Source organism: Flavobacterium sp. I3-2, assembly GCF_013389595.1.
Lineage (GTDB): Bacteria > Bacteroidota > Bacteroidia > Flavobacteriales > Flavobacteriaceae > Flavobacterium.
Genome location: NZ_CP058306.1, coordinates 100595 through 114006, shown reverse-complemented (window position 1 = coordinate 114006; position 13412 = coordinate 100595). Strand labels below are relative to the sequence as shown.

Annotated in this window: 12 protein-coding genes; 10 read left to right on the top strand and 2 right to left on the bottom strand. The window is 31.3% G+C overall.

Going from position 1 to position 13412, the window contains the following annotated elements:
• The first annotated feature begins 113 nt into the window (after positions 1-113).
• The 6 genes from HW119_RS00555 (at position 114) to pdxH (ending at position 4267) form a co-directional block, all read left to right on the top strand.
• Positions 114-692, top strand: a complete 579-nt coding sequence (locus HW119_RS00555) for a DUF5715 family protein (RefSeq protein ID WP_177760790.1) — start codon at positions 114-116, stop codon at positions 690-692.
• A gap of 103 nt (positions 693-795) precedes the next feature.
• On the top strand, positions 796-1344 hold the full coding sequence (pyrR, locus tag HW119_RS00550; RefSeq protein WP_177760788.1) for a bifunctional pyr operon transcriptional regulator/uracil phosphoribosyltransferase PyrR: 549 nt from the start codon (positions 796-798) through the stop codon (positions 1342-1344).
• A 38-nt stretch (positions 1345-1382) separates the two neighbouring features.
• Positions 1383-2309 carry an aspartate carbamoyltransferase catalytic subunit gene (locus HW119_RS00545; protein ID WP_125016185.1) on the top strand — a complete coding sequence of 309 codons (927 nt, stop codon included), beginning with the start codon at positions 1383-1385 and terminating at the stop codon, positions 2307-2309.
• A gap of 30 nt (positions 2310-2339) precedes the next feature.
• The gene (locus tag HW119_RS00540; protein WP_177760786.1) at positions 2340-2672 is read left to right on the top strand and encodes a ribonuclease Z; all 333 of its coding nucleotides are present in this window, start codon (positions 2340-2342) and stop codon (positions 2670-2672) included.
• A 36-nt stretch (positions 2673-2708) separates the two neighbouring features.
• Complete coding sequence (locus tag HW119_RS00535) at positions 2709-3620, top strand: ribonuclease Z (RefSeq protein ID WP_177760784.1); 912 nt, start codon at positions 2709-2711, stop codon at positions 3618-3620.
• Between the two features lie 5 nt (positions 3621-3625).
• Entirely contained in the window at positions 3626-4267 is a 642-nt protein-coding gene (gene pdxH, locus HW119_RS00530; protein ID WP_177760782.1) for a pyridoxamine 5'-phosphate oxidase, read from the top strand.
• A gap of 37 nt (positions 4268-4304) precedes the next feature.
• On the opposite strand, the gene HW119_RS00525 is transcribed toward pdxH, so the two are convergent.
• Both HW119_RS00525 and HW119_RS00520 read right to left on the bottom strand, forming a co-directional pair.
• A complete protein-coding gene (locus HW119_RS00525) occupies positions 4305-4991 on the bottom strand; it encodes a DUF4369 domain-containing protein (protein ID WP_177760780.1) in 687 nt (228 codons plus the stop codon).
• Between the two features lies 1 nt (position 4992).
• The gene (locus HW119_RS00520) at positions 4993-5316 is read right to left on the bottom strand and encodes a YbaB/EbfC family nucleoid-associated protein (protein ID WP_177760778.1); all 324 of its coding nucleotides are present in this window, start codon (positions 5314-5316) and stop codon (positions 4993-4995) included.
• 143 nt (positions 5317-5459) lie between these two features.
• Here HW119_RS00520 and HW119_RS00515 point away from each other — a divergent pair, with 143 nt between their 5' ends.
• From HW119_RS00515 to HW119_RS00500, 4 genes are all read left to right on the top strand, one after another.
• The gene (locus HW119_RS00515; RefSeq protein ID WP_177760776.1) at positions 5460-7523 is read left to right on the top strand and encodes a S9 family peptidase; all 2064 of its coding nucleotides are present in this window, start codon (positions 5460-5462) and stop codon (positions 7521-7523) included.
• A 69-nt stretch (positions 7524-7592) separates the two neighbouring features.
• Complete coding sequence (locus HW119_RS00510; protein WP_177760774.1) at positions 7593-8633, top strand: PLP-dependent cysteine synthase family protein; 1041 nt, start codon at positions 7593-7595, stop codon at positions 8631-8633.
• A gap of 99 nt (positions 8634-8732) precedes the next feature.
• On the top strand, positions 8733-9611 hold the full coding sequence (locus HW119_RS00505) for an ABC transporter ATP-binding protein (RefSeq protein ID WP_177760772.1): 879 nt from the start codon (positions 8733-8735) through the stop codon (positions 9609-9611).
• The gene (locus tag HW119_RS00500; protein ID WP_177760770.1) at positions 9611-13258 is read left to right on the top strand and encodes an ABC transporter permease/M1 family aminopeptidase; all 3648 of its coding nucleotides are present in this window, start codon (positions 9611-9613) and stop codon (positions 13256-13258) included. The genes HW119_RS00505 and HW119_RS00500 overlap by 1 nt, the downstream gene beginning before the upstream one ends.
• Positions 13259-13412: the final 154 nt, after the last annotated feature.

Here is a 13412-nt window from a genome sequence, read left to right as displayed (position 1 = left end):
TTAACGTTCTTTTTTTTCTTGAAAATGTTTCAAACTATATTTTTTTATCAAATAATAATGTTTTTTCGTGATAATAATATAATTATTTACTTTTGTAAAGAATTAAAATTGAAATGAAAAAAATATTTAGCTTGTTGTTATTGGGAACTTTTACAATGGTAAGTGCTCAAAAAAGAAACATCATAGAACCATCTGCAGAATATGTTACGCATTTAAATGCTGCTAAGTCACATAAAGTTGATTTGATTAAAAACAAAAAACAACTTGATAGATTGGTTAAAGGCGGTAAATTAGTAAAAGTTAAACAACGTGGTTACGGTTACAGAATTGACCATTTAACACACAGTCATGCGTATTTAATTCCTTTAGCAAATTCGGTTTTATCTGATATGGCTCGTGATTTTGTTAAAGAAACGGGACAGAATTTTTTTGTTGTAACTTCGATGACTCGAACTGAGGATGACCAAAATAGATTACGTAAAATTAATCCTAACGCATCTTCAAACGATAGTTCACATAGCTACGGAAGTGCAATTGATATTTCTTACGTTAGATTTAATCATAAAAAAGAAGTAAATTCTAAATTAGAAAATAGCTTAGAGAATATTTTAAATCAATATGAAAAAGCAGGAAAGATTTATTTTGTAAAAGAAAAAAAAATGAAATGCTTTCATATCATTTTCAGAAAATAATTTCAAATTTTGATAAATTTCAAAGCCTTTATTTTTTTTGTAAATTGTGAGAATTAATAAAAGTAAAACCGTAATTTTACATCCCGAACACAACACTTCATTTATGAGTCCAAAAATATTGTTATCTTCAAAAGAAGTTAATATCATACTTCATCGTTTGGCTTGTCAATTAGTTGAAAAACATTTAGATTTTTCAAACACTGTTTTAATTGGAATTCAACCAAGAGGAAAATATTTAGCCGAAAGAATAAAAGAAATTATCGAAAAGGAATATCATATTCAAAATATAGAATTAGGTTTCTTGGATATTACTTTCTTTAGAGATGATTTTCGTAGAAACGAAAAACCTATTGAGGCAAACAAAACACAAATCGATTTTCTTGTAGAAGATAAAAAAGTGGTATTTATTGACGACGTACTATATACAGGTCGTAGTATTAACGCAGCTTTAACAGCTATTCAATCTTTTGGAAGACCAAATGAAGTTGAATTAATGGTTTTAATCGATAGACGTTTTAGTCGTCATTTACCAATTCAACCAGATTATAGAGGACGTCAAGTTGATGCTTTTAATGATGATAAAGTAAAAGTACAATGGAAAGGCGTTGATGCGCAAGAAGACCAAGTACTTTTATCTGAAAGTGAAAAATAAAATAAATTCGGGACAACAACACAACACCAGCAATACCAATGAAAGAATTAAGCGTTAATCATTTGTTAGGAATCAAGTACATAAATAAAAATGATATTGATTTAATATTTGAAACAGCCGACCATTTTAAAGAAGTTATTAATCGCCCTATTAAAAAAGTTCCTTCGTTGCGTGATGTAACGATAGCGAACATTTTTTTTGAAAACAGTACACGTACAAAGCTTTCGTTTGAGTTAGCTCAAAAAAGATTATCTGCCGATGTGATTAGTTTTTCTGCTGCGCAATCGTCAGTGAAAAAAGGAGAAACTTTAATCGATACGGTAAATAATATTCTTTCAATGAAAGTTGATATGGTCGTTATGCGTCACAGCAATCCAGGTGCGGCTCATTTCTTATCAAAAAATGTAAAAGCAAGTATCGTAAACGCAGGTGATGGTGCTCACGAACATCCAACGCAAGGTTTATTGGATAGTTTTACTATTCGCGAACATTTAGGTGAAGTAGGAGGTAAGAAAGTTGTTATTGTTGGTGATATTCTTCATTCGCGTGTAGCTTTATCAAATATTTTTGCTTTACAAATGCAAGGTGCAGAAGTTATGGTTTGCGGTCCAAAAACTTTAATTCCAAGATATATTACAGAATTAGGTGTAAAATACGAACCTAATTTACGCAAAGCTTTAGAATGGTGTGATGTTGCAAATATGTTACGTGTCCAAAACGAACGTTTAGATGTAAACTATTTCCCATCAACTAGAGAATACGCGCAACAATACGGATTAGATAAACAATTATTAGATTCGTTAAACAAAGAGATCATCGTAATGCACCCAGGACCGATTAATCGTGGAGTTGAAATTTCTTCTGATGTTGCAGATTCGCAACAATCGGTTATTTTAAATCAGGTAGAAAACGGTGTTGCTGTTCGTATGGCGGTAATTTATTTGTTGGCATCTAAAATAAAATAGTATCTTTAAGAAGATAAAAAAAGGCTCTCTATGAAAGTAAAAGAAAAAGGACATACCGTTATCATTAAACGCAGCGAAGAATCGATTGAAGAATTAATTACTAAGATTCAAGATAATTATGCAACGTTTCAAAACAACAATTTGGTTATTGATGTTTGTAACGAAACGTTTGATGCTACTGAACTTTCTTTGTTCGAAGATTTAAAATCAAAACATAAAAACAATAAAAAATCTTTTGTGATTGTTTTTGAAAATGCAGATTTTAATGAAATCGATGAAGAAGAAGTAATCGTTGTTCCTACACTTCAAGAAGCTTTCGATATCATAGAGATGGAAGAAATTGAAAGAGATTTAGGTTTTTAATTGATGAAAATCTTCATCAGTTTAAAATAAAACTAAATGAAATTAACCATATTAGGTTGCTATTCTGCAACACCTCGTACCATAACCAATCCGACTTCACAAATTATTGAAATCAATAATCAAATGTTTTTAATAGATTGTGGAGAAGGAACTCAGGTACAACTTCGAAAACACAAAATTAAGTTTTCAAAAATCAATCATATTTTTATATCGCATCTTCACGGCGACCATTTTTATGGTTTAGTCGGATTGATTTCTACGTTTATGTTGTTAAATCGCCAGAACGATTTACATGTTTACGGGCCAAAAGGAATTAAAGAAGTTATTTTGCTTCAATTGCGATTATCCAATTCATTTACTGGTTACGGATTGTATTTTCACGAATTAACTTCGAAAGAATCGCAAGTGATTTATGAAGATAATAAAGTAAAAGTTTCAACTATTCCGTTGCAACATCGCGTGTACACCAACGGATTTTTATTTCAAGAAAAACCAGGTGACCGAAAATTGAATTTAGGTGCTGTTTTTAATTATGAAATTGATAAATGTTATTATCAGAAAATAAAAAATGGTTCGGATATTACTTTGGATGATGGACGAGTTATTCCAAATGAAAAATTAACTTTCGATCCAACTCCACCAGAATCTTATGCTTTTTGTTCGGACACGAAATACGATGAATCGATTATTCCTTTAATAGAAAATGTCGATGTTTTGTACCACGAATCTACTTTTTTAGAACAAGATAAAGACAAAACCACACATACCATGCACGCAACGGCTATCGAAGCGGCTATAATTGCTAAGAAAGCAAACGTTGGAACCTTGGTTCTTGGACATTATTCTACCCGTTACGGAAACATTAAATTGTTTAAAGAAGAAGCTAAAACCATATTTGAAAATGTGCTATTAGGTGATGATGGAAAAGTTTTTGAATTTAATAAATAACAACAATGAGTGATTTAGGTAATTATAGAAAATCGTACGAAAAGAGTGAATTGTTAGAAACTTCAATCGATTCAAATCCAATGATGCAATTTCAGAAATGGTTTTATGAAGTTGAAGAATTTGGTGGAGTTGATGAGGTAAATGCCATGACAGTTTCTTCGATTGGATTAGATGGTTTTCCGAAAGCTCGTGTGGTTTTATTAAAAAAATATAACGAAAACGGATTTGTTTTTTACACCAATTACGAATCCGAAAAAGGAAAAGCTATTTTGGCAAATCCAAATATTTGTTTGTCTTTTTTTTGGCCTTCAATCGAGCGCCAAGTAATCATAAAAGGAATTGCTAAAAAAGTAGATCCACAAGTTTCAGATAATTATTTTCATAGTCGACCTGTAGGAAGTCAGCTTGGAGCATTAGTTTCTCCGCAAAGTCAAGTGATTGAATCGAGATCTTTTTTAGAGAATAATTTAAAAGATTTAGAACAAGAATTTGAAGGTAAAGAAATTCCAAGACCTGAACATTGGGGCGGATTTTTAGTAGAACCGGTTTCTATTGAATTTTGGCAAGGTAGAGCCAACCGTTTACACGACCGAATAAGATATACTTTAAACGATTTCGATTGGAAAATAGAACGTTTAGCACCGTAAAAAAATCCCTGAAGTTTTTCTTCAGGGATTTTTTTATTTATTTATTCATTTCAATTAAAGCTTTTCCGTATAAACTTTTAGCAATGTTTTCTGGAAGTGATTTTTGAATCGTGTCTAAATATTTATCAGAAATAGGAGCAATCTCAGTAATTGCAATATAAGGAGCAATTTCTTTATCTTTATTCTTAAGTGCAAAATTAGCAGCGTTAAGATAAATACGTGTACTTATTTTCTGAATGACCAAATCCAAACTATCAGCTTTTTTCTGAAATCCTGATTTTGAATATAATATTTGGTCTTTTATCAATTCATTTTGTTTATTTGACAATAAACGTTTACTAGCTAAATACTTATCAAATAATTCTTGATTTTTAGAACCTTCAACTTTTGCATCTCCATAAAATCGCTCTAAAGATGTTGTGATTTTCATCTCGCCTGGTTCTGCAAAAAACATCAAATCATTATCAATCGAATTTGAGACACCACGATTTAAACTAAAATATAAAACCTGCGGCTCTTCTATTTGCAACGATGTATTGAAAGTTGATTTGCCATCAAAAACAATACTATCTAAAGTTGTTAAACCAGATTCTTTAGCAGTTTTAATATAAATTGTCCCTTGTTTTAAACCTTTGATTTCACCTGATAAATTTAAATTTCCAGTTTCTTTTCCGCACGAAATAATCGAACAAGCGATTGCAGTTAAAAATAAAAACTTTTTCATTTTATTTAAATAAATCCATTCCTGGAATATTTGGCATTCCATCTTTTGCAGCAGCAGCCAATTCAGCTTCATTGATATTTGTAGCTTTAGCAATCGCTTTATTTAAAACCATAATTAAATAATCTTCCAATTGCTCTTTGTCTTCCATTAATTCTTCAGAAATATTTAAAGAACGAATCGTTCTGTTTGCAGTTAAAGTAACTTCAAGTAAACCGTCAGCGCTTTTTTCATCAACTAAAACAGTATCTAAACGTTTTTTAGCTTCTTCAATTTTTTTCTGAGCTTCTTGCATTTTGCCCATCATTCCCATTAAGTCTCCAAACATAGTATCTATTTTTTTATTTTATATTTACATTACAAATGTATCAAATTGAAAATAATAAAGCCTAATTTCTAATGAAAAATCAATCCGTTGTCGTGCTAATTTGTTGTATTTTTGTTGCTTCTTGTGGAACAAAAAAGAATCATATGAATCAAAATATAAAAGAACCAATTGCTAAAATTATTCCTAAAGAATTAGAAAAGCATGGCGATATCCGAATTGATAATTATTATTGGATGAACGAACGTGAAAACCAAGAAGTTATTGATTATTTAAATGACGAAAATAGTTATTATGAAGTAATGACTTCTCATACTAAAGATTTTCAGGTAGCATTGTTTGAAGAAATGAAATCGAGAATTAAAGAAGATGATTCTTCGGTTCCATATTTCTACAACGGTTATTATTACATAACTCGATTTGAGAAAGGAAAAGATTATCCGATTTACGCTCGTAAAAAAGGAAGTTTAGAAGCTGCCGAAGAAATTTTGTTTGATTGTAATGAAATGGCAAAAGGACATTCGTACTTTCAATTAGGTGGTTTAAATATTTCTGACGATAATAAATACGCAGCCTTCGGAGTAGATACCGTTTCGCGTCGTGAATATGTAATTCAGATTAAAAATCTTGAAACAGGCGAAATTTATCCTGAGAAAATTGAAAAAACTACTGGAAGTTCAACTTGGGCAAATGACAATAAAACCTTATTCTATTCACGTAAAGATGAGCAAACTTTGCGTCCAGACCGAATTTTTAAACATGTTTTAGGAAATGATTTAGCTGCTGATGAATTGATTTTTACTGAAGCTGACGAAACATTTACAACGCATATTTACAAATCTAAATCTAAGAAATATTTAATTTTAGGTTCTGAAAGCACCTTGACTTCTGAATATCAAATTTTAGAAGCCGATAATCCAAATGGTACATTCAGAATTTTTCAACCGCGTACGCGTGAGTTAGAATATTCGATTTCGCATTACGGAAATCATTGGTACATTACTACAAATGCAGATGATGCAACGAATTTTAAAGTAATGATTACCGATGAAGATAAAACGGCTATTGAAAATTGGAAAGATTTGATTCCTCATCGCGAAGAAGTTTTAATAGAAGGAATTGATATTTTCAAAAACTTCTTGGTAATTTCAGAGCGTTCAAACGGATTATCACACATTAAAATTCAACCATGGAAAAACCCAGAAGCATCGTATTATTTACCATTTGATAACGAAACTTATACAGCTTATACAACTACAAATGTAGATTTTGATACCGATATTTTACGTTACGGATATCAATCTATGGCAACACCTTCTTCTGTTATCGATTTTAATATGGTAACGAAGGAAAAAGAAGTTAAAAAAGAACAGCAAGTTTTAGGAGGTAAATTCAATAAAGATAATTACATCGAAAAACGTGTTTGGGCTACTGCCGAAGACGGAACAGAAGTACCCATGTCAATGGTTTATCATAAAGATACCAAATTAGATGGTTCAGCTCCGTTATTACAATATGCTTACGGTTCTTATGGCTCAACGATGGAACCTTATTTTTCAACCGTTCGCTTAACGTTATTAGATCGCGGATTTATTTATGTCATTGCGCACATTCGTGGCGGTGAAGATTTAGGTCGTGAATGGTATGAAGAAGGAAAATTATTAGAAAAGAAAAATACGTTTACCGATTTTATCGATTGTTCTAAATATTTAATCGCTGAGAAATATACTTCTCCACAACATTTGTATGCCGAAGGTGGTTCTGCCGGAGGATTGTTGATGGGTGCAGTTATGAATATGGCTCCAGAATTATATAATGGAGTGATTGCTCAAGTTCCGTTTGTTGATGTTGTTACTACTATGTTAGACGATAGTATTCCGTTAACAACAGGCGAATACGATGAATGGGGAAATCCGAACGAAAAAGAATATTATGATTATATGAAATCATATTCTCCGTATGATAATGTTGAAGCTAAAGAATATCCAAACCTTTATGTTTCTACAGGTTTCCACGATTCGCAAGTACAATATTGGGAACCTGCAAAATGGATTGCAAAGTTAAGAGCGCTTCGAACAAATAAAAATTTATTATTGTTTGATATTAACATGGATGCAGGTCATGGCGGGGCTTCAGGTAGATTCGAGTCTTTAAAAGAGGTTGCAAAAGAATTTGCTTTTTTATTAGATTTAGAAGGAATTTCGAAATAGTATTTATTTTTTTATTAATTTTGTATGGTTGTAAGAGAACTAAAAATGTAGTTCTTTAAAAATGGTATTATGAAAGAAGAAATTCAAGCTCATGATGATATTTTAGATTTAATAGGAAATACACCATTAGTTAGATTAAGAAAAGTAACTGAAGGATTAAAAGGAAACTTTTTTGCTAAAGTTGAAGCATTTAATCCAGGTCACTCATCAAAAGACAGAATTGCTCTGCATATTATTGAAGAAGCAGAACGTAAAGGAATATTAAAACCAGGTAGCATTATTGTTGAAACAACTTCTGGTAATACTGGTTTCAGTATTGCAATGGTTAGCATCATCAAAGGTTACGAATGTGTTTTAGCAGTAACTTCAAAATCATCGAAAGATAAAATTGACATGTTACGTGCTATGGGCGCAAAAGTTTATGTTTGTCCTGCTAATGTTTCTGCAGACGACCCAAGGTCATATTACAGCGTTGCAAAACGTTTACATGAAGAAACAAATGGTTCGGTATACATCAATCAGTATTTTAATGAATTAAATATTGATGCGCATTACAAAACAACAGGACCTGAAATTTGGAAACAAACTGCTGGACAAATCACGCATTTAATTGCTTGTTCTGGTACAGGTGGAACGATTTCTGGAACGGCTCGTTTCTTAAAAGAAATGAATCCAAATATACGAGTGATTGGAGTTGATGCTTTTGGATCGGTTTTGAAAAAATTTCATGAAACTAGAGAATTTGATTCTTCTGAAATTTATCCGTATCGAATTGAAGGAATGGGTAAAAATTTAATTCCAACTGCTACAGATTTTGATTCAATAGACGAATTTGTAAAAGTAACGGATGAAGAAGCTGCACATACAGCACGTCAGATTTCAAAAACAGAAGGTTTATTTGTTGGGTATACTTCTGGAGCAGCTTTTCAAGCAGCGAAACAATTAAACGAAATGGGAGAATTCAAAGCTGATAGTAATATCGTAGTTATTTTTCCTGACCATGGATCGCGTTATATGAGTAAAATTTATAGCGAAGAATGGATGAACGAACAAGGTTTCTTTGATAACGTAAATCGTGAAGAAGAAAAACAAATAGAATTTATCAAATAATATCAAAAAGAGAGAAGTTTACGCTTTTCTCTTTTTATTTTTTAACCTTTCTGTAACATTTATCAAAAAAGACATACTTATAACTAAAAATCATAAGTTATGAAGTTACAGATAAAAGGTTTGAGCAAAACCTACAAAAACGGAGTTAAGGCATTAGATAATGTAAATTTAGAAATTGGAACAGGAATGTTTGGTTTACTTGGTCCCAATGGAGCTGGTAAATCGTCATTAATGCGAACCATTTCAACACTACAAAGTCCAGATTCTGGAACCATTTCTTTTGGAGACATTGATGTGTTAAAAGACCAAATGTCGTTGCGTAAAGTTTTAGGCTACTTACCTCAAGAATTTGGTGTTTATCCAAACATGTCTGCTGAAAAATTATTAAATTATTTTGCACAACTTAAAGGAATTGCTTCTGCTTCAGACAGAAAAAAAATCATAAAAGAAGTTTTAGAAGTTACCAATCTTTGGGACGTTCGTAACAAAAGTGTTAGTGGATATTCTGGTGGTATGAAGCAACGTTTCGGAATTGCACAATTACTTCTTAACAATCCAAAATTAATTATTGTTGACGAACCAACTGCAGGACTTGATCCTGCGGAACGTCATCGTTTCTTAAACGTACTTCGAGAAATCGGGAACAATCATACCGTAATTTTCTCAACGCATATTGTTGATGACGTTCGCGAACTTTGTCATGAATTAGCCATTTTAAATGGTGGAAACATCCTTTATCGTGGAACACCAAAAGAAGCGGAAGAAAGTTTAGAAGGGAAAATTTGGATGCGTATTATTGAACGTGATGAATTTGACGAATTTGCTCGTAACTACAACATCATTTCTTCAAACTACAATCAAGACAATACATTGAATATTCGTGTTTATGCTGATGAGCAACCTCATGAAACGTTTGCAAAAGCTAAACCTCAATTAGAAGATGTTTATTTCGTTGCACTTAAAAAAGATAGAGTATAATGCTAAAGAACATATTTTTATTTGAAACAAAAAGATGGTTCACGAGCTGGTCTTTTTATATTTATTTAGCACTGTTTTTTGCCTTATCATTTTTTGTTATGGCTGGAATGGTTGGCTATTTCGATTTTTTAGGTGTCACAACAGCATCGAACACTTACGCAAATTCACCAATGGCAATAAATTCTTTAATTAATGGATTGTCACAATTGGTTTATTTTATTGTACCAACAATAATTGGTGCGACAGTGTACCGAGATTTTAAATACAATGTACATACTATTTTATTCTCGTATCCTTTTAACAAATTTGATTATTTAGCTGGTAAATTTTTAAGTGGATTTGTAATTACAATTCTGGTAACAATGTCAATTGGTTTTGCTTTCTTTTTAGCAACTATTTTACCATTTGCAAATCCTGAATTAGTTGGACCTATACGTTTTTGGGCTTATTTCCAATCTTATTTCTTATTTGTAATTCCAAATATTTTTTTCATCGGAACCATATTATTTGCCTTAGTTACTTTAGCAAGAAACGTTTCGGTTGGTGTAATATTCGTGTTTGTTTTATTTGTAGTTCAAGCGTTAATAAGCAATCTAACGGTTGATATGGATGATAAATTTGTTCCTGCTTTACTTGATCCGTTTGGTTCAGAAGCTATTCAATATGTAACTAAATATTGGACAATTGATGAACAAAATTTAAATAACGTACCATTTACCGATGTGATTATCTACAATCGATTAATTTGGATTGGTTTTTCACTTCTGGTTTTTGTAGGATTGTATTTTACATTCTCGTTTACACAGTCGCCAATTTCATTTTCAAGAAAGAAAAAAGGAATTCGTTTTGTAAAAAACAACTTTGGAAGCATCATGAAGTTGAACCTTCCTAAAGTAAACTATAATTATTCTTTTGGTCAAAATCTAAAAACAACTTGGAACTTATCAAGATTTGAATTTAGTTCTATCATTAAAAACTGGATTTTTATAACTATTGTGGTAATCATGCTTGTTTTTGTTTTGGTTTCTGGAGTTACATTAGGACAAGAATTATATGGCACAAAAACATTTCCAGTTACATGGAAGGTTTTAGAATTAATATCAGGAACGTTTAGTTTCTTCATCGCAATATTAATTTATTTATTCTCAGGAATTTTAATTCAAAACGGAGTTACTTCTCGAATGAATTTGTTAGTAGATTCAACTCCAATTCCAAATTGGGCATTGTATTTATCTAAAGTAATTGCCTTAATAAAAATGACCGTTCTATTACTTTTTGTAGGAATGTTGTCATGTATTTTGGTTCAGATTTATTACGGATATTATCATTTTGAATTCGATATATATTTACAATCATTATTTGTATTTGAATTGATTGATTATCTAATCATCATTCTATTCTCGATATTTGTTCAATCGTTATTCAAAAACTATTTAGCTGGTTTCTTTGCGATTTTAGTATTCATGATTGCAAAACCATTCTTGTACAAATTAGGTATCGAACAGCAAATTTTTTCGTTCAATTCTGGTGGTGTCGGAAGTTATTCTGATATGAATGGATTCGGCACTTTAAGAACTTTCTTTATTTACAAAGCGTATTGGTTTTTATTTACCTTAGTTCTTAGTTGTATTACTTTATTACTTTGGAGAAGAGGAATTGTTTCTGGAATTAAAGAGCGCTTATCGATTGCAAAAAGCCGTTTCAATTTTAAAATAGCGATTCCAATGTTGGTTTTCTTAATCGGATTTGTAGGAATTGGTTATGCAATTTATTGGCACAATAATATTATGGAACCATATTATTCTGCAAAAGAAATGGAATTACAACAAGTTGATTTCGAAAAGAAATACAAGAAATTTGAAAAATACGCGCAACCTAGAATTACAGATGTAAATGTTGAAATGAACATTTTTCCTTACGAAAATAATTACGATGCAACGGTTAAGTATGTTGTTCAAAACAAATCAAACCAACCCATTGATTCGTTATTTATCAACTACGGAAAAAACTTAAAATACATCAAGTTCAGTAAAGAAAACACGTTGGTTTCTAAAGATACGTTGCACGATTTTAATATTTATAAATTAGCTCAAGCTTTACAGCCAGGCGAAACCATGAACGTTGAATTTAAAGTTCAGAATAAACCAAATACCTTTTTAACGAATCGTTCTCCAATTATAGAAAACGGAACATTTATTAATAACAGTATTTTTCCTTCATTTGGATATTCAGACGGATTCGAAATTGCCGATAACGATGTACGAAAAAAATACGGTTTACCAAATAAAGAACGTATGCCAGAAGCTGATGATTTAGAAGCTCGTGCAAACACTTACATTTCTAGCGAAGCCGATTGGATTAACTTTGAAACAACGGTTTCTACAGCTGCAGATCAGATTGCCATTGCGCCAGGTTACCTTCAAAAAGAATGGGAAGATAATGGTCGTAAATATTTCCATTACAAGATGGATCAGAAAATGTTGAATTTCTACGCATTTAATTCTGGACGATATGAAGTCCGCAAAGAAAATAAAGATGGAATCAATTTCGAAGTATATTATCATAAAGGACATGAATATAATGTAGAACGAATGATGGATGCGATGCAAAAGTCTATCAAATATTATTCAGAAAACTTTAGTCCGTATCAGCATAAACAAGCACGTATAATTGAATTCCCTAGAACCATGGGAACATTTGCTCAAGCTTTTGCTAATACGATGCCTTTCTCTGAAGGAATTGGTTTTATCGCCGATGTAGATGAAGAAGATCCAAATGCTGTTGATTATCCATTCTCTGTTGTATCACACGAAATGGCACATCAATGGTGGGCGCATCAAGTAATTGGCGCAAACGTTAAAGGTGCAACTTTAATGTCTGAATCGGTTTCGGAATATAGTTCGTTAATGGTTTTGCAAGAACGTTATGGAAAAGGTCAAATGCGTAAGTTTTTGAAAGATGCTTTAGATAGTTATTTACAAGGAAGAACATTTGAATGGAAAAGTGAAAATCCTTTAATGTATAACGAGAACCAACAATACATTCATTATAACAAAGGTTCGTTAGTACTTTATGCAATGAGCGATTATATTGGCGAAAAGAATTTTAACGATGCTTTAAAAGAATATGTTTCGGCAGTTGCTTTCCAAGAAGCTCCGTACACAAACTCAATCGAATTTGTGAGTTATATTCAAAAAGCTACGCCAGATTCGTTGCAATATTTGATTAAAGATATGTTTGAAACCATCACTTTATATAATAACAAAGCAAATAATGTGATTTCGAAAAAACTTCCAAACGGAAATTATTTGGTTGAGATTGATTTCAATGTTGCTAAATATCGTTCAGGTAAAGACGGAGAGAAAATCTATAAAGATGAAAATGGAAAAACATTAGTTTATGGAACAGGTAAAAATAAAGTTGAATCGTTGCCTTTACAAGATTATGTTGAAATTGGAATTTTTGGAGAACCTAAAAAACAAGGTAAATACGAATTAGAAAATGAATTATTTATCAAGAAATATAAGATTGATAAAATCAATAATAAAATACAGATTGAAGTAAAAGAAAAACCAATCGAAGTTGGTGTAGATCCGTACAATAAATTAATTGATACCGATTCTAATGACAATCGTAAAAAGATTTAGTATTTAATTTTTAACATTTTTAGCAAAAAAACAAAAGGATTTAATCAATGAGGTTAAATCCTTTTGTTTTCTATTTACCCAGTTTTTGGGTTACCGGACACTATCCTAAAAAGTGTGTAAATTTCAAATATATGGACAAAAACCATTCATAATT